The organism is Burkholderia sp. b14, assembly GCF_900156195.1.
In the GTDB taxonomy this organism is placed as follows: domain Bacteria; phylum Pseudomonadota; class Gammaproteobacteria; order Burkholderiales; family Burkholderiaceae; genus Mycetohabitans.
Map to the genome: position 1 here is coordinate 203,952 of NZ_FTPJ01000002.1, position 20,096 is coordinate 224,047.

At 61.2% G+C, this 20,096-nt stretch carries 1 protein-coding gene; it reads left to right on the forward strand.

Annotated features, from left to right (window positions below):
• Positions 1–82: 82 nt before the first annotated feature.
• Complete coding sequence (locus B0B13_RS02105; RefSeq protein WP_076794120.1) at positions 83–20,008, forward strand: non-ribosomal peptide synthetase; 19,926 nt, start codon at positions 83–85, stop codon at positions 20,006–20,008.
• The last annotated feature ends 88 nt before the right edge of the window (positions 20,009–20,096 follow it).

Below are 20,096 nucleotides of genomic sequence, written 5' to 3' on the forward strand. Positions count from 1 at the left end.
GAGATTCTGAGTGCGGCATTGAAATTAATTGATAAACCTATTAATTAACAGGCCGCTTGGTCGCCTGAGTCGGAGCTTTGTTATGGATGTTAGCGTCACGCCTGTTACACAGCCGTTATCCAGTGCGCAAACCGAAGTTTGGCTCGCGCAGCAACTACATCCAGACAGCCCTGTTTACAACATTGCGCAGTACACGGTGATCGATGGCGTGATTGATGCGACCGTCTTTGAAGCGGCATTGCGCCAAGTCATCAATGAGGCCGACACCCTGCGCTTGCAATTTGTCGATAGCGATGACGGGTTGCGGCAGAGGATCGGTACACCCGCGTGGTCAATACCGGTTCTGGACCTCACGACACAAGCCGATCCTCAGGCAGCGGCCCAGGCGTGGATGCGCACCGATTATGAACAGCTGGTGGATCTAGTGCAAGGGTCGCTTTTCCAGTATGCATTGTTGAAAGTCGCGCCCGAGCAGTGGTTTTGGTATCAGCGCTATCACCATATCATGATGGATGGCCATGGCCAGTACCTGATCGCGCAACGCGTTGCACACGTGTATAGCGCGCTGTGTGCTGGGAATGAGCCCGCGTCCTGTACGTTGGGCTCGGTACTGACGCTGTTAGAAAGCGATGCACAGTATCAGAGCTCCGCGCAGCGGGAGAAGGACGAAGCGTATTGGCTCAAGCACTGCGCCCATTGGCCTGAGCCTGCGACACTGGCCAACCGTGCCGCTCCGGCTTTACAGCAGCGGTTGCGTCAGACGACTTACCTGGCCACCCAGGCGCTGGGTGACACCGCGTTGGACGCTTCTCGGCTAACGCAGTTTATGACGGCGGCGATGGCCGCGTATCTTTATCGATTCACGGGTGAGCAAGACGTCGTATTGGGTCTTCCGGTCAAGGCCCGCTTCGGTGCAGACCGGCATATTCCTAGTATGAAGTCCAATACATTGCCACTGCGGCTCACAATACGACCAGGGATGAGCCTGTCGTCATTCATGCAGCAGGCCGCGCAGGCGATGCAAAGCGGGCTACGGCACCAACGCTACCCGAGCGAAGCGCTGCGGCGTCTACTTGGTCTGCCGGCCGGGCAGCGGCTCTTCGGCATCAAGGTCAACGTGATGCCGTTTGACTACGCGCTGTCGTTTGGCGGGCATTCATCGACGAGCCATAATCTGCTCGCGGGTCCGGTTGAGGATCTGATGCTCAATGTCTATTGGACACCCAATAGCCGTCAATTACGGATCGACTTTGATGCCAATCCTGGTTGCTACACTGCGGAGATGCTCGACGCGCATGAGCGCCGGTTTATCCGGTCCATGCAAGTGCTCGCTGCCGATGCCACGCAATCGATTGACAGCATCGATCTGCTCGACGCTGACGAACGGTATCGGCTGCTGGTCGAGTGGAATGCGACGCAGCGGGACTATCCGTCGTACTTATGCATGCACCAGTTGTTCGAAGCGCAGGTCGAGCGTACGCCCGAGGCAGTGGCACTGGTGTATGAAGATCAAACGTTTAGCTATGCGCAGCTGAACGCACAAGCCAATCGCCTCGCGCACCAGCTGATCGAGTTAGGCGTCAAGCCGGACACGCGCGTGGCGATCTGTATGCAGCGTAGTGCCGCGCTGGTCGTGGGGTTGTTGGCGATTTTAAAAGCGGGTGGCGCGTATGTGCCGCTCGATCCGAGCTATCCGAATGAGCGCTTGGCGCACATCCTCGCTGATGCGGCACCGAACATGGTGCTCGCAGATGCGGCCGGGCGCGCTGCGTTGGGCGAGGCGGCGCTCGCGTCATGCACGGTGCTCGATCCAGCCACCCTGCCGGCGTTGCCGGACACGAACCCGTCGGTGGCGGGCCTGACGGCCCGGCATCTGGCGTATGTGATCTATACGTCGGGCTCGACCGGTATGCCCAAGGGCGTGATGGTCGAACATGCGCAAGTGGTGCGGCTGTTCGAGGCGACGCAACCGTGGTATGGCTTTAACGAGCATGATACTTGGTGCCTGTTTCACTCGTTTGCGTTCGATTTCTCGGTCTGGGAGCTGTGGGGTGCACTGCGTTATGGCGGCAAACTTGTCATCGTGCCTCATTCGATTGCTCGCTCTGCCGACGCTTTTTACCAGTTGATTTGTGAGCAGGGTGTCACCGTATTAAATCAGACCCCCAGTGCGTTTAAAGCGTTGATGGCCAGCCAAGTACACAGCGCCTTATCGGATCAATTACGCTATGTGATCTTGGGCGGGGAGGCGCTGGAGCCGACGCTCTTACAGGCATGGTATGCGACGCACGACGAGCGTCATCCGCAATTGGTCAACATGTATGGGCTTACCGAAGCGACTGTGCATGTGACGTATCGGCCACTTCGACAACAGGACAGTAAGCAAGCGGGTAATCCGATTGGCGTACGGATCCCAGACCTGAAGATTTATCTGCTCGATGAGCACGGGCAGCCGGTGCCGCTGGGCGCAATGGGGGAACTGTACATTGGTGGTGCCGGGGTGGCACGGGGCTACCTGAACCGCCCGGAGTTGACCGCCGAGCGCTTTGTGCCGGATCCGTTCTCCGATGAAGCGGAGGCACGGCTGTATAAGACCGGAGATGTGGCGCGATATTTACCGGACGGCAATCTGGAGTATGTGGGACGCAACGATGAGCAAGTGAAGATCCGCGGCTTTCGGATTGAGCCGGGGGAGATCGCAGCGTGCTTAACGGCGCATCCGCAAGTGCGTGATGCGGTGGTGGTAGCGACCGGTGAGGGTTCGGCTAAGCGGCTGGTGGCGTATGTGCAGGCCGAAGCGGATGAGCCACTGGCGAGCACGCTGCGCGCACAGGTGGCGGCGAGGCTGCCCGAGTATATGGTGCCCAGTGCATTTGTGCGGCTCGACGCGTTTCCGCTGACGTCCAACGGCAAGCTCGATCGGCGTGCACTGCCTGCGCCGGATGACGAGGCGCTGGCGCATCGAGCGTATGAAGCGCCGCAAGGCGAGCTCGAGACGACGCTCGCGGCGATCTGGGCCGAGTTATTGGGTGTCGAACGTGTGGGTCGGCACGACAGCTTCTTTGCGCTTGGGGGCCACTCGCTGCTCGCGGTGCAGTTGATGAACCGGGTGAGAATGCTGGGTGCTGACGTGCCACTAGCGACGTTGTTCGCGACGCCCACGTTGGCTGCGTTTGCCGCGGCGTTTGAAGTCCACTTGCAACAAGGCACCGAGATGCTGCCCGAGATCACGCCGGTGTCGCGCGAAGGTAGTTTGCCGCTGTCGTTCGCCCAGCAGCGGCTGTGGTTCCTCGCACAGCTCGATGGGACCAGTGAGTCATATCATATTCCGCTGGCGCTGCATGTGCGCGGGCCGCTTGATCGAGCGGCCTGGCAACAGGCATTGGATGCGCTGTTGGCGCGCCATGAAGCGCTGCGCTCGACGTTTGTGAGCGTCGAGGGTCAGCCGCAGGTGCAATTGCTGCCGGCGGATAGGGGCGTGCCGCTGCGCTGGCATGATCTGCGCGGGGTGCCGGATACGCAGGCGCAACTGGCACGCTTGAGTCATGAAGCTGCGCACGCGCCGTTCGATCTGGCGCAGGGTCCGTTGATCCACGCGTGCGGCATTCAAGTGGCCGACGACGAATATGTGATGTTACTCACGCAACACCATATCGTATCGGACGGCTGGTCGATCGGGGTGCTGGTGCGTGAATTGAATGCGCTATACATGGCCGCCTGTAGAAGCCAACCGGATCCGTTGCCGCCATTGGCAGTTCAGTATCCGGATTATGCAGCGTGGCAGCGACAGTGGCTCACGGGCGAGCGGCTGCAGGCACAAAGCGACTATTGGCGCGCGACGCTGGCTGACGCGCCGGTGCTGCTGGAACTACCGACCGACCGGCCGCGCCCGGCACAACAGTCGTTTGCCGGCGCACACGTGTCGGTGCAGATCGATGTGCAAACCACGCGTGCACTGAAGCGCTTGAGCGGTGAGCATGGCACGACGCTATTTATGACGGTGCTCGCCGCGTGGAGCGTGGTGCTGTCGCGCCTGTCGGGCCAGCACGACGTGGTCATCGGCACGCCCAGCGCTAATCGTAACCACCGCCAGATCGAGTCGTTGATTGGTTTTTTTGTTAATACGCTGGCGTTGCGCGTGGATTTGTCGGGCGAGCTCGATACGAGCGAATTGCTTGCGCGCGTGCGGCGCACGACGTTGGACGCGCAAGCGCATCAAGATCTGCCGTTTGAGCAAGTAGTGGAGATTGTGCAACCGCCGCGTCGGCTCGACCATACGCCATTGTTTCAAGTGATGTTGGCGTGGCAGAACAATGAACCAGGCGAGTGGCGTCTACCCGGGCTCACGGCCACGCCGGCTGAGCTGGAGTATGACATAGCCAAGTTCGATCTTGAGCTGAACTTATCTGAGGCAGGTGACGAGATCATCGGCAGCTTAGGGTATGCGACGGCGCTGTTCGAGAGATCCACGATTGAGCGGCACGTCGGGTATCTGCAGACGATGTTACGCGCCATGGTGGCTTGCCCCCAGCAGCTGGTCGCCACGCTTGAATTGTTGTCACCGGCCGAGCGCCAGTTGCTGCTTAGCACGTGGAACGCGACGCAGCAGGCGTATCCGAAACATCGGTGTGTGCACCAGCTATTCGAAGCGCAGGTCGAGCGCACGCCCGAGGCGCCAGCGCTGGTGTTTGAAGATCAAACGTTGAGCTATGCGCAGCTGAACGCACAAGCCAATCGTTTCGCGCACCAGTTGATTGAGTTGGGCGTCAAGCCCGATGTACGGGTGGCAATCAGCGTGCAGCGCAGTGTCGCGCTGGTCGTGGGGGTGCTGGCGATTTTGAAAGCGGGTGGCGCGTATGTGCCGCTCGATCCGAGCTACCCAGGCGAGCGCTTGGCGCACATTCTTGCCGATGCGGCACCGAACATTGTGCTCGCGGATGCGGCCGGGCGCGCTGCGGTGGGCGAGGCGGCACTCGCGTCCTGCACGGTGCTCGATCCGGCCATCCTGCCGGCATGGCCGGACACGAATCCCTCGGTGGTAGGCCTGACGGCCCGGCACCTGGCGTATGTAATCTACACGTCTGGCTCGACCGGCACTCCAAAAGGCGTGATGGTCGAACATGCCCAAACCGTCAATTTCTTATGCTGGGCAGTGCAAACCTTTACGCCCTTGGAGACGCAACATACGCTATTTGCTACCTCAATCAGTTTTGACCTGTCCGTCTATGAGTGCTTTGTGCCGCTTGCGCAAGGCTCGACTGTTCACTTGGTCAAGGACGCATTGGTTTTAATGCATCAGACGCAGCCTGTCTCGCTGATTAATACGGTGCCTTTCGCACTGCAGTCCCTGCTGGCGCATCGGGCTAACCTATCTTCGGCCACCACGATTAACGTGGCGGGTGAGCCGCTGACAGCGCGCTTCATTAAGCAAATCTTTGAGCAAACGCCCATCCAGCGTCTCTGTAACCTTTATGGCCCTTCGGAGAGCACCACCTATTCGACGTGGCGGCCGATGCAGCGTGGTGAGACATTGGTTGAGAGCATCGGCCGGCCGATTGCCAACACGCGCGTTTATCTGCTTGACGCGCACGGTCAACCGGTGCCACTGGGTGCGGTCGGTGAGTTGTATATTGGAGGTGCGGGGGTGGCCCGTGGCTACCTGAACCGCCCGGCGCTGACCGCTGAGCGCTTTGTGCCGGATCCGTTCTCCGATGACGCGGGTGCCCGGCTGTATAAAACCGGTGATTTAGCGCGTTACCGACCGGACGGCAATCTGGAGTATTTGGGACGCAACGATGAGCAAGTGAAGATCCGCGGTTTTCGCATTGAACCGGGTGAGATCGAAGCGTGCTTAACGGCGCACCCGCAGGTGCGTGATGCGGTGGTGTTGGCAACAGGCGAAGGTCAGGATAAACGTCTGGTCGCATATGTGGTGGCCCAGCCCGATGAAGCCTTAGTCAGTACCTTGCGGGCACATGTCTCGGCTCGCCTGCCTGAGTATATGATCCCCAGTGCGTTTGTGCGGCTCGACGCGTGGCCGCTGACGCCTAATGGCAAGCTCGACCGGCATGCGCTGCCCGCCCCGGATGACGAGGCGCTGGCGCATCAAGCGTATGAAGCGCCGCAAGGCGAGCTGGAGACGACGCTCGCGACGATCTGGGCGGAGTTATTGGGTGTCGAACGTGTGGGCCGGCACGACAGTTTTTTTGCGCTCGGGGGCCACTCGCTGCTCGCGGTGCAGCTCATTGAGCGCCTGCGGTGTCGGGGTTTGAGTGTGTCGGTGCGGCTGCTGTTTGAGGCGCCGACGCTCAGTGCGTTGGCGCAGACGTTGGGTCAGCGCCGTGACGTGGTGGTGCCGCCCAACGTGATCACGCCCGACACGACGGCAATTACGCCGTCGATGTTGCCGCTCATTGAGCTGACGCAAGCGGACATTGACCGGATCGTCAAGCAGGTGCCCGGTGGCGTAGCCAATATCCAAGACATTTATGCGCTGTCGCCGCTGCAAGATGGACTGCTGTTTCACCATCTACTCGCGCCCGACAGCGATCCGTATCTGCTGATGGTGCAGCTGGCTTTCGACAGTCGTGAGCGGCTTGACCAATATTTGCATGCACTGCAGCAGGTGATCGATCGCCACGATATTTTGCGCACCGCGTTCGTGTGGGAGGGCGTGTCCACACCCGCGCAAGTGGTGTGGCGCTACGCACAGTTGCCGGTCACCAAGCTGACGCTGGATGCCGCTGACGGGCCGATCGCCGAGCAATTGACGCGGCGCTTTGATCCGCGTCACACGCGCTTGGAGCTGACGCAAGCGCCGCTGCTGCACTGTGCGATCGCCCAGGATAGTGAAGGTCGCTGGCTGCTCATGCAGCGGCTGCACCATCTGATCATTGATCACTCGACGCTGGAAGTGATGCATGCGGAGGTGCGCGCATTCATCGAGGGGCGAGGCGACACCTTGCTGCCGGCGCGGCCGTTCCGCCATCTGGTCGCGCAAGCGAGGCTGGGCGTGAGCCAAGCCGAACACGAACACTTTTTTACCGAGCTGCTCGCTGACGTGGAGCCGACCCTGCCGTTTGGGCTCGCGCAGGTACAGGGCGACGGCAGTGAAGTGAGCGAGTCCCACCGGATGCTGCCCCAAGCGTTGAACGATCGGCTGCGCGCGTACGCGCGGCGCCTGGGCGTGAGTTTGGCAAGCTTATGCCACTTGGCGTGGGCGCAGGTACTCGCCCGCGCGAGCGGCCAACAACGCGTAGTGTTTGGCACCGTGCTGTTCGGACGCATGCAAGCCGGTGAAGGCGCTGACAGTGCGATGGGGCTCTTTATTAATACGCTGCCGCTGCGCGTGGACTTGGACGGCAGTGTGCAGGCGTGTGTGCGGAGCACGCACGCGCGCTTGGCCGCGCTGTTGGAACATGAGCATGCGTCGCTGGCGCTCGCGCAGCGCTGCAGCGGTGTGCCAGCGGACACGCCGCTCTTTAGTGCGCTGTTCAATTACCGGCACAATGCAATGGGCTTGGATGAGCGCAGTGGGCTACCGGGTGTGGAACTGTTGAGCGCGCAGGAGCGCACCAATTACCCCATCGGGCTGTCAGTGGACGATGATGGGCAGTCGTTGGGGCTAACGGCCCAGAGTGTGCCGTCGCTGGAGCCGGAGCGAGTGTGCGTGTATATGCAGCAGGCGCTGCACAGCTTGGCCGACGCGCTCGAAGCGACACCCGACACTGCAGTGCAGCAGCTGCAGGTGCTGCCCGAGGCGGAGCGCGAGTTGCTGCTTAACACGTGGAACGCGACGCAGCAGGCGTATCCGTCGAACTGGTGCGTGCACCAGTTGTTTGAGGCGCAGGTCGAGCGCACGCCTGATGCGACGGCGCTGGTGTATGAAGATCAAACGTTCAGTTATGCGCAGCTGAACGCACAGGCCAATCGCCTCGCGCACCAGTTGATCGAGTTGGGCGTCAAGCCCGATGTACGGGTGGCAATCTGCATGCAGCGCAGTGCCGCGCTGGTCGTGGGGCTGCTGGCGATTTTGAAAGCGGGGGGCGCGTATGTGCCGCTCGATCCGAGCTACCCAGGCGAGCGCTTGGTGCACATTCTCGCCGATGCGGGACCGAACATGGTGCTCGTAGATGCGGCCGGGCGCGCTGCGTTGGGCGAGGCGGCGCTCGCGTCATGCACGGTGCTCGATCCAGCCACCCTGCCGGCGTTGCCGGACACGAACCCGTCGGTGGCGGGCCTGACGGCCCGGCATCTGGCGTATGTGATCTATACGTCGGGCTCGACCGGTATGCCCAAGGGCGTGATGGTCGAACATGCGCAAGTGGTGCGGCTGTTCGAGGCGACGCAACCGTGGTATGGCTTTAACGAGCATGATACTTGGTGCCTGTTTCACTCGTTTGCGTTCGATTTCTCGGTCTGGGAGCTGTGGGGCGCACTGCGTTACGGTGGCAAGCTTGTCATCGTGCCCCATTCGATTGCTCGCTCTGCCGACGCTTTTTACCAGTTGATCTGTGAGCAGGGTGTCACCGTATTAAATCAGACCCCCAGTGCGTTTAAAGCGTTGATGGCCAGCCAAGTACACAGCGCTTTGTCGGATCAATTACGCTATGTGATCTTGGGCGGGGAGGCGCTGGAGCCGACGCTCTTACAGGCGTGGTATGCGACGCACGACGAGCGTCATCCGCAATTGGTCAACATGTATGGGCTTACCGAAGCGACTGTGCATGTGACGTATCGGCCACTTCGACAACAGGACAGTAAGCAAGCGGGTAATCCGATTGGCGTACGGATCCCAGACCTGAAGATTTATCTGCTCGATGAGCACGGGCAGCCGGTGCCGCTGGGCGCAATGGGGGAACTGTACATTGGTGGTGCCGGGGTGGCACGGGGCTACCTGAACCGCCCGGCGCTGACCGCTGAGCGCTTTGTGCCGGATCCGTTCTCAGAGGACGCGGATGCGCGGCTGTATAAGACCGGTGATGTGGCGCGTTACCGACCGGACGGCAATCTGGAGTATTTGGGACGCAACGATGAGCAAGTGAAGATCCGCGGCTTTCGGATTGAACCAGGCGAGATCGCAGCGTGCTTAACGGCGCACCCGCAGGTGCGCGAGGCGGTGGTGCTGGCGTTGGGCGAAGGGCAGAACAAGCGGCTGGTCGCGTATGTGGTGGCCGATCCCGATGACGCGCTATCGAGCACGCTGCGCGCGCAGGTGGCGGCAGCATTGCCCGAATATATGGTGCCCAGTGCATTTGTGCGGCTGGACGCGTTTCCGCTGACACCGAACGGCAAGCTCGATCGGCGTGCGCTGCCCGCACCGGATGACGCGGCGCTGGCGCGCCAAGCGTATGAAGCGCCGCAAGGCGAGCTCGAGACGACGCTGGCGGTGATCTGGGCGGAGCTATTGGGTGTCGAACGTGTGGGCCGGCACGACAGCTTCTTTGCGCTCGGCGGCCACTCGCTGCTCGCGGTGCAGTTGATTGAGCGCTTGCGGCGTCAGGGAGTCGGGTTATCCGTGCGCGCGCTGTTCGACACGCCGACGCTCAGTGCATTGGCGCAGACGTTGGGCCAGCGCCGTGACGTGGTGGTGCCTGCGAACGTGATCACGCCCGACACCACTGCGATTACGCCATCGATGCTGTCGCTCATTGAGCTAACGCAAGCGGACATTGACAAGATTGTCGAGCAGGTGCCGCAGGGCGTAGCCAATATCCAAGACATTTATGCGCTGTCGCCGCTGCAAGACGGGCTGCTGTTTCACCATCTGCTGTCCAGCACAGGTGATCCGTATTTGCTAATGCAGCAGCTGGCCTTTGACACGCGCGAGCGGCTTGACCAATATCTGTACGCGCTGCAGCAGGTGATCGATCGCCACGATATGTTGCGCACTGCGTTTGTCTGGGAAGGGCTGTCCATGCCTGCGCAAGTGGTATGGCGTCACGCGCGGCTGCCGGTCACCGAGCTGACGTTGGATGCCGCTGACGGGCCGATCGCCGAGCAATTGGCGCGGCGCTTTGATCCGCGTCACACACGCTTGGATCTGACGCAAGCGCCGCTGCTGCACTGTGCGATCGCCCAGGATAGTGAGGGGCGCTGGCTGCTCATGCAGCGGCTGCACCATCTGATCATTGATCACTCGACGATGGAAGTGATGTACGCGGAAGTGCGCGCATTCATCGAGGGTCGAGGCGACATGCTGCCGCCGGCGCAGCCGTTCCGCGATCTGGTCGCGCAAGCCAAGCTTGGCGTGAGCCAAGCTGAGCACGAGCGTTTCTTCACTGAGCAGCTTGCGGACATTGAGGAGCCGACCTTGCCGTTTGGGCTCGCACAGGTACAGCGCGACGGCAGTGAAGTGAGCGAGTCATACCGGATGCTGCCGTCGGCGTTGAACGATCGGCTGCGTGAGCACGCGCGGCGCCTAGGCGTGAGTTTAGCGAGCCTGTGCCACTTGGCATGGGCGCAGGTGCTCGCCCGCGCGAGCGACCAGTCACAGGTAGTGTTTGGCACGGTGCTGTTTGGTCGAATGCAAGCCGGTAGCGGAGCCGATCGTGCGATGGGGCTCTTTATTAATACGCTGCCGCTGCGCGTGGACCTGGACGGCAGTGTGCGGGCGTGTGTGCGGAGCACGCACGCGCGGCTGGCGGTGTTGCTGGAACACGAGCACGCGTCGCTGGCGCTCGCACAGCGCTGCAGCGGCGTGCCGGCGGACACACCGCTCTTTAGTGCGCTGCTCAATTACCGGCACAATGCGATGGATTCAAGCGCGCGTAGCGGGCTACCGGGTGTTGAACTCTTGAGCGCGCAGGAGCGCACCAATTACCCGCTAACACTGTCGGTCGAGGACTTCGGGCAGTCGTTGGGGCTAACGGCTCAGAGCGTGCCGTCGCTAGAGCCTGAGCGAGTGTGCGCGTATATGCAGCAGGCGCTGCACAGCTTGGCCGACGCGCTTGAAGCGACGCCCGACACCGCAGTGCAGCAGTTGCAGGTTCTGCCCGAGGCGGAGCGCCAGTTGTTGCTTGACACGTGGAACGCGACGCAGCAGGCGTATCCATCGCACTTATGCATCCACCAGTTGTTCGAAGCGCAGGTCGAGCATACCCCCGAAGCGCCGGCGCTGGTGTTTAAAGACCAAACGTTGAGTTATGCGCAGCTGAATGCACAGGCCAATCGCTTGGCACACCAGCTGATTGAGGGAGGTGTCAAGCCCGATGCGCGCGTGGCGATCTGCGTGCAGCGCAGTGCCGCACTGGTTGTGGGGCTGCTGGCGATTTTAAAAGCGGGGGGCGCGTATGTGCCGCTCGATCCGAGCTATCCGAGCGAGCGCTTGACGCACATTCTCGCTGATGCGGCCCCGAAGATTGTGCTCGCGGATGCAGCCGGGCGCGCTGTGTTGGGCGACGCGGCGCTGGCCGAGTGTACGGTGCTCGATCCCACCATATTGCCGGCGTTGCCGGACACGAACCCGTCGGTGGCGGGCCTGACGGCCCGGCATCTGGCGTATGTGATCTATACGTCGGGCTCGACCGGTATGCCCAAGGGCGTGATGGTCGAACATGCGCAAGTGGTGCGGCTGTTCGAGGCGACGCAACCGTGGTATGGCTTTAACGAGCATGATACTTGGTGCCTGTTTCACTCGTTTGCGTTCGATTTCTCGGTCTGGGAGCTGTGGGGCGCACTGCGTTACGGTGGCAAGCTTGTCATCGTGCCCCATTCGATTGCCCGCTCTGCCGACGCTTTTTACCAGTTGATTTGTGAGCAGGGTGTCACCGTATTAAATCAGACCCCCAGTGCGTTTAAAGCGTTGATGGCCAGCCAAGCACACAGCGCTGTATCCGATCAATTACGCTATGTGATCTTGGGCGGGGAGGCGCTCGAGCCGACGAGCTTACAGGCGTGGTATGCGACGCACGACGAACGTCATCCGCAATTGATCAACATGTATGGGATTACCGAAGCGACCGTGCATGTGACGTATCGGCCACTTCGGCAGCAAGACAGCGAGCAAGCGGGCAGTCCGGTGGGCACACGGATTCCGGATCTAACGATCTATCTGCTCGATGCGCATGGGCAGCCGGTGCCATTGGGTGCGGTCGGTGAGTTGTATATTGGTGGTGCCGGGGTGGCACGGGGCTATCTGAACCGTCCGGCGCTGACCGCCGAGCGCTTTGTGCCGGATCCGTTCTCGATTGAGCCCGATGCGCGGCTGTATAAGACCGGGGATGTGGCGCGTTATCGACCGGACGGCAACCTAGAATTCTTGGGACGCAACGATGAGCAAGTGAAGATCCGCGGCTTTCGGATTGAACCAGGCGAGATCGCAGCGTGCTTAACGGCGCATCCGCAAGTGCATGATGCGGTGGTGCTGGCAACCGGTGAAGGCTCGGCTAAGCGGCTGGTGGCGTATGTGCAGGCCGAAGCGGATGAGCCACTGGCGAGCACGCTGCGCGCAAAGGTGGCGGCGAGGCTGCCCGAGTATATGGTGCCTAGCGCATTTGTGCGGCTCGACGCGTTTCCGCTGACACCGAACGGCAAGCTCGATCGGCGTGCGCTGCCCGCACCGGATGACGCGGCGCTGGCGCGCCAAGCGTATGAAGCGCCGCAAGGCGAACTCGAGACGACGCTGGCGGCGATCTGGGCCGAGCTATTGGGTGTGAAGCAGGTCGGTCGGCACGACAGCTTCTTTGCACTCGGGGGGCACTCGCTGCTCGCGGTGCAGTTGATTGAGCGCTTGCGGCGCCGGGGAATCGGGTTGTCCGTGCGCGCGCTGTTCGACATGCCGGTGCTTAGCGCGCTGGCCCGGTCGTTGGGCCAGCATTGTGACGTGGTGGTGCCGCCCAACGTGATCACACCCGACACGAGTGCGATTACGCCGTCGATGCTGCCGCTCATTGAGCTGACGCAAGCGGACATTGACAAGATTGTCGAGCAGGTGCCGCAGGGCGTAGCCAATATCCAAGACATTTATGCGCTGTCGCCGCTGCAAGACGGGCTGCTGTTTCACCATCTGCTGTCCAGCACAGGTGATCCGTATTTGCTAATGCAGCAGCTGGCCTTTGACACGCGAGCGCGGCTTGACCAGTATCTGCACGCGCTGCAGCAAGTGATCGATCGTCACGATATTTTGCGCACCGCGTTCGTGTGGGAAGGGCTGTCCATGCCCGCGCAAGTGGTATGGCGTCACGCGCGGCTGCCGGTGACCGAGCTGACGTTGGACGCCGCTGACGGGCCGATCGCAGAACAATTGGCGCGGCGCTTTGATCCGCGTCACACGCGCTTGGCGCTGACGCAAGCGCCGCTGCTGCACGGTGCGATCGCACAAGACAATGAGGGCCGCTGGCTACTCATGCAGCGGCTGCACCATCTGATCATTGATCACTCGACGCTGGAAGTGATGCATGCGGAAGTGCGCGCATTCATCGAAGGTCGAGGCGACATGCTGCCGCCGGCGCAGCCGTTCCGCGATCTGGTCGCGCAAGCCAGGCTGGGCGTGAGCCAAGCCGAACACGAACACTTTTTTACCGAGCTGCTCGCGGATGTGGAGCCGACCTTGCCGTTTGGGCTCGCGCAGGTACAGCACGACGGCAGTGAAGTGAGCGAGTCACGCCGGATGCTGCCGCCGGCGTTGAACGATCAACTGCGTGTGCAGGCAAAGCGCCTAGGCGTGAGTTTAGCGAGCCTGTGTCACTTGGCGTGGGCGCAGGTGCTCGCCCGTGCGAGCGGCCAGCAACGCGTGGTATTGGGCACCGTGCTGTTCGGGCGCATGCAAGCAGGTGAGGGTGCCGACCGTGCGATGGGGCTCTTTATCAATACGCTGCCGCTGCGGGTGGACCTGGACGGCAGTGTGCAAGCCGCTGTGCATGCGACGCACGCGCGGCTGGCTGCGTTGCTCGAGCATGAGCACGCGTCGCTGGCGCTCGCGCAGCGCTGCAGTGGCGTGCCAGCGGGCACGCCGCTCTTTAGTGCGCTGTTCAATTACCGGCACAATGCGATGGATTCAAGCGCGCGTAGCGGGCTACCGGGTGTTGAACTCTTGAGCGCGCAGGAGCGCACCAATTACCCGCTAACACTGTCGGTCGAGGACTTCGGGCAGGCGCTGGGGCTAACGGCCCAGAGCGTGCCGTCGCTGGATCCGGAGCGAGTGTGCGCGTATATGCAACAGGCGCTACACAGCTTGGCCGACGCGCTCGAAGCGACACCCGACACTGCAGTGCAGCAGCTGCAGGTGCTGCCCGAGGCGGAGCGCGAGTTGCTGCTTAACACGTGGAACGCGACGCAGCAGGCGTATCCAAAACATCGGTGCGTGCACCAGTTATTCGAAGCGCAGGTCGAGCATACCCCCGAAGCGCCGGCGCTGGTGTTTAAAGACCAAACGTTGAGTTATGCGCAGCTGAACACCCAAGCCAACCGCTTGGCGCACCAATTGATTGAGTTAGGTGTCAGGCCGGACGCACGGGTGGCGATCTGCGTGCAGCGCAGTGCCGCGCTGGTCGTGGGGTTGTTGGCGATTTTAAAAGCGGGTGGCGCGTATGTGCCGCTCGATCGGAGCTACCCAGGCGAGCGCTTGGCGCATATTCTGGCGGATGCGGCACCGAAGATTGTGCTGGCGGATGCAGCTGGACGCGCTGCGTTGGGCGAGGCGGCACTCGCGTCCTGCACGGTGCTTGATCCGGCTACCCTGCCGGCATTACCGGACACGAATCCGTCGGTAGCCGCGCTGACGGCCCGGCATCTGGCGTATGTGATCTATACGTCGGGCTCGACCGGCACGCCCAAGGGCGTGATGGTGCCGCATCGTGCGATTGCGCGGTTGGTCATCAACAATGACTTTGTTGACATTGGCACCGATGATCGTGTGGCGTTCGCAGCGAACCCGGCTTTCGACGCGAGCACATTTGAAGTGTGGGCACCGCTGTTAAATGGCGCCACCGTTGTGGTGATCGATCATGACACGGTGCTGATGCCCGCTGCGTTTGCGCACACTTTGCGCGAACAGCGCATCAGCATCTTATGGCTCACCGTTGGCTTGTTCAATCAGATGGCCGCGCAGGTGGGCACGGCTTTCTCTCAACTGAAAACATTAATTGTCGGAGGAGACGTGTTGGATGCGAGGTGGGTTGCGCAAGTGATGCGCGAGTCACCTCCTGAGCAGCTGATCAACGGTTATGGTCCAACCGAGAGCACCACGTTTGCGACGACTTACAAGATCACGTCCGTGCCGGGAAGAAACGCCAGCATCCCGATTGGCCGGCCGATAGCGAATACGTGCGTTTATCTGCTCGATGCGTATGGCCAGCCGGTGCCACTGGGTGCGGTCGGTGAGTTGTATCTTGGTGGCGCCGGGGTGGCACACGGCTATCTGAACCGCCCGGCGCTGACCGCCGAGCGCTTTGTGCCGGATCCGTTCTCAGAGGACGCGGATGCGCGGCTGTATAAGACCGGAGATCTGGCGCGTTACCGACCGGACGGCAATCTGGAGTTTGTGGGTCGCAACGATGACCAAGTGAAGATTCGCGGCTTTCGCATTGAACCGGGGGAGATTGCGGCGTGCCTCATACAACACCCGCAGGTGCGTGATGCGGTGGTGCTGGCAACCGGTGAAGGCTCGGATAAGCGGCTCGTGGCGTATGTGCAAGCCGAAGCGGATGAGCAATTGGCGAGCACACTGCGCGCACAGATGGCGGCGAGGCTGCCCGAGTATATGGTGCCCAGTGCGTTTGTGCGGCTCGATGCGTGGCCGCTGACGCCCAACGGCAAGCTTGATCGGCGTGCATTGCCGGCACCGGATGACGCCGCGCTGGCGCATCAAGCGTATGAAGCGCCGCAAGGCGAGCTCGAGGCGACGCTCGCTGAGATCTGGGCCGAGCTATTGGGTGTGAAGCAGGTCGGTCGGCACGACAGCTTCTTTGCGCTCGGGGGGCATTCGCTGTTGGCAGTACGGTTGATGAACCGGGTCAGATGGCTGGGCGCTGACGTGCCGCTGGCGACCTTGTTCGCGACGCCCACGTTGGCCGCGTTTGCCGCGGCGCTTGAAGCCCACTGGCAACAAGGCCCCGATACGCTGCCCGAGATCACGCCGGTGTCGCGCGAAGGCAGTTTGCCGCTGTCGTTCGCCCAGCAGCGGCTGTGGTTCCTCGCGCAGCTCGATGGGGTTAGTGACACGTATCATATTCCGCTGGCGCTGCATGTGCGCGGGCCGCTTGATCGAGCCGCATGGCAGCAGGCATTGGATGCGCTCTTGGCGCGTCATGAAGCGCTGCGCTCGACGTTTGTGAGCGTCGAGGGAAAGCCGCAGGTGCAATTGTTGCCGGCGGACACGGGTGTGCCGCTGCGCTGGCATGATCTGCGCGGGGAGCCCGATGCGCAGGCGCAACTGGCCCGCTTGCGTCACGAAGCCGCGCACGCGCCGTTTGATCTGGCGCAGGGCCCATTGATCCATGCGTGCGGCATTCAAGTGGCCGATGACGAACACGTGGTGCTGCTCACGCAACACCATATTGTGTCGGACGGCTGGTCAATCGGGGTGCTCACGCGCGAGTTAAGCGCGCTGTACGCGGCGAGCGTCGGCGCGCAAGCCGATCCGCTGCCGCCGCTGGCGGTTCAGTATCCGGACTATGCGGCGTGGCAGCGACAGTGGCTCACGGGTGAGCGGCTGCAGGCGCAAAGTGACTATTGGCGCGCGAAGCTAGCCGATGCGCCGGTGCTACTAGAACTACCGACTAATCGGCCGCGCCCGGCGCAACAGTCGTTTGCCGGTGCACAGGTGCCGGTGCGTATTGATGCATCGACCACGCAAGCGCTCAAGCACTTAAGCGGTGAGCATGGCACGACGCTATTTATGACGGTGCTTGCCGCATGGAGTGCGGTACTCGCGCGCCTGTCAGGCCAGTGTGATGTGGTCATCGGCACGCCCAGCGCGAATCGTAACCACCGCCAGATCGAGCCGTTGATTGGTTTTTTTGTCAATACGCTGGCGTTGCGCGTGGATCTGTCGGACGAACCTGATACTGCGGAGCTGCTGGCGCGCGCACGGCGCACGACGCTGGACGCACAAGCACACCAGGATCTGCCGTTTGAGCAAGTGGTGGAGATTGTGCAGCCGCCGCGTCGATTGAATCATACGCCGCTGTTTCAAGTGATGTTGGCGTGGCAGAACCATGAGCCAGGTGAGTGGCGCTTACCTGGACTCACGGCCACGTCGGCTGAGCTGGAGTATGACGCAGTGAAGTTTGATCTCGAGCTGCACTTATCTGAGGCAGGCGAGGAGATCATCGGCAGCTTAGGGTATGCGACGGCGCTGTTCGAGCGATCCACGATCGAGCGGCACGTTGGGTATCTGCAGACGATGTTACGCGCCATGGTGGCTCGCCCAAAACAGCCGGTCGCAACGCTTCAGATACTGGGGCCAAACGAGCGTCAGTTGCTACTGCAGACATGGAATGCGACGCAGCAGGCGTATCCATCGCACTGGTGCGTGCACCAGCTATTCGAAGCGCAGGTCGAGCACACGCCTGATGCGACGGCGCTGGTGTATGAAGACCAAACGTTCAGTTATGCGCAGCTGAACGCACAAGCCAATCGTCTCGCGCATCAGTTGATCGAGTTAGGCGTCAAGCCAGACACCCGGGTGGCGATCTGCGTCGAGCGTTCACCGGCGCTGGTCGTCGGCCTGCTGGCGATCCTCAAAGCCGGGGGCGCGTATGTGCCGTTGGATCCGGCGTATCCGGGTGAGCGCTTGGCGTACATCCTTGCCGATGCGGCCCCGACGATTGTGCTGGCGGATGCAGCTGGACGCGCTGCGTTGGGCGAGGCGGCACTCGCGTCCTGCACGGTGCTCGATCCGGCCACCCTGCCAGCATGGCCGGACACGAATCCATCGGTAGCCGAGTCGACGGCCCGGCATCTGGCGTATGTGATCTATACGTCGGGCTCGACCGGCACGCCCAAGGGCGTGATGGTGCCGCATCATGCGATTGCGCGGTTGGTCATCAACAATGACTTTGTTGACATTGGCACCGATGATCGTGTGGCGTTCGCAGCGAACCCGGCTTTCGATGCGAGCACATTTGAAGTGTGGGCACCGCTGTTAAATGGCGCCACCGTTGTGGTGATCGATCATGACACGGTGCTGATGCCCGCTGCGTTTGCGCACACTTTGCGCGAACAGCGCATCAGCATCTTATGGCTCACCGTTGGCTTGTTCAATCAGATGGCCGCGCAGGTGGGCACGGCTTTCTCTCAACTGAAAACATTAATTGTCGGAGGAGACGTGTTGGATGCGAGGTGGGTTGCGCAAGTGATGCGCGAGTCACCTCCTGAGCAGCTGATCAACGGTTATGGTCCAACCGAGAGCACCACGTTTGCGACGACTTACAAGATCACGTCCGTGCCGGGAAGAAACGCCAGCATCCCGATTGGCCGGCCGATAGCGAATACGTGCGTTTATCTGCTCGATGCGCACGGCCAGTCGGTGCCACTGGGTGCGGTCGGTGAGTTGTATCTTGGTGGCGCCGGGGTGGCACGGGGCTATCTAAACCGTCCGGCGCTGACCGCCGAGCGCTTTGTGCCGGATCCATTTTCAAGTGAAGCCGATGCACGGCTGTATAAGACTGGGGATTTGGCGCGTTACCGGCCGGATGGCAACCTAGAGTTTGTGGGGCGCAACGATGAGCAAGTGAAGATCCGCGGCTTTCGGATTGAACCGGGGGAGATCGCAGCGTGCTTAACCGCGCACCCGCAGGTGCGTGATGCGGTGGTGCTGGCAACCGGTGAGGGCTCGGATAAGCGGCTCGTCGCGTATGTGCAAGCCGAAGCGGACGAGGCATTGGCGAGCACACTGCGTGCACAGGTGGCGGCGAGCCTGCCCGAGTATATGATGCCTAGCGCATTTGTGCGGCTCGATGCGTTTCCGCTGACACCGAACGGCAAGCTTGATCGGCGTGCACTGCCTGAGCCGGATGACGCGGCGCTGGCGCATCAAGCGTATGAAGCGCCGCAAGGCGAGCTGGAGACGACGCTCGCGGCGATCTGGGCCGAGCTATTGGGTGTCGAACGTGTCGGTCGGCACGACAGCTTTTTTGTACTCGGGGGTCACTCGCTGCTGGCCATGCGCCTGATGAGCCGGGTTCGTAATGTGCTAGGGGTGGAACTCGCCATTCGCACGCTGTTTGAGGCACCCACCCTTGCAGGCTTAGCACGTCATTTAGTTAAGCATGACAAGATGCAAGGAGACTCGTTTTCCGTTCTACTTCCTCTTAAACCCACAGGTAGCCGTCCTGCTCTTTTCTGCATTCATCCCGGATTGGGTTTGAGCTGGAGCTATATGGGTCTGTCCAACTATCTTCCTCCGGATCAGCCCCTTTATGGCTTGCAGGCTCGCGGGTTTGATGGAGCAAGCCCGCTTGCGTCTACGCTTGACGAGATGGTGTCAGACTATCTTGAGCAAATGCGCTGCGTTCAGCCCAAAGGGCCTTACTGCTTATTAGGATGGAGCCTCGGCGGCAATGTGGCGCATAGCATGGCTGTGCGCCTCGAACACCAAGGCGAAAAAGTGGCGTTGCTGGCGTTACTGGATAGCTCCCCTTTTGCGGGCAAAGCTTTTGAAGAGCAAGGAAATCAAGTTGACCAGGCGATGGTGAGAGAGGTGTTTGCCGCCCACTATGGCAACGAATTAGTTTCGGCGATGGATGAGCGTTTATTGGAAAACACTGAGGAAATCGCAAAGAATAATGTGCGTATCGTAAGAGATTATTCTCCATCGCAGTATGGCGGTGATGCGCTATTGTTTCGAGCCACGGTAGCAGAGGCGGGATGTGAACCGCTAGTCAAGCCTGATGCGTGGAGACCGTATGTGCTCGGGAAGATAGAGGTTCATGACGTTCACTGTAGTCATGGAGAAATGCTTAAGCCAGAGCCCACGGCCGCGATTGCTTCCATCCTAGCCTGTAAGCTAGACAAATGGGAGAGCCAGCAAGCCCAAGGAGTGAATGAAGAAGATAAAGCGGTTTAGCAACGCACTTAAAGCCGAGGCGGTGAAATTGGTCAAGGTGCGTGTCGTGTCGCTCACACAGGAGCGACCGCGACTTGGCCGTGCATAC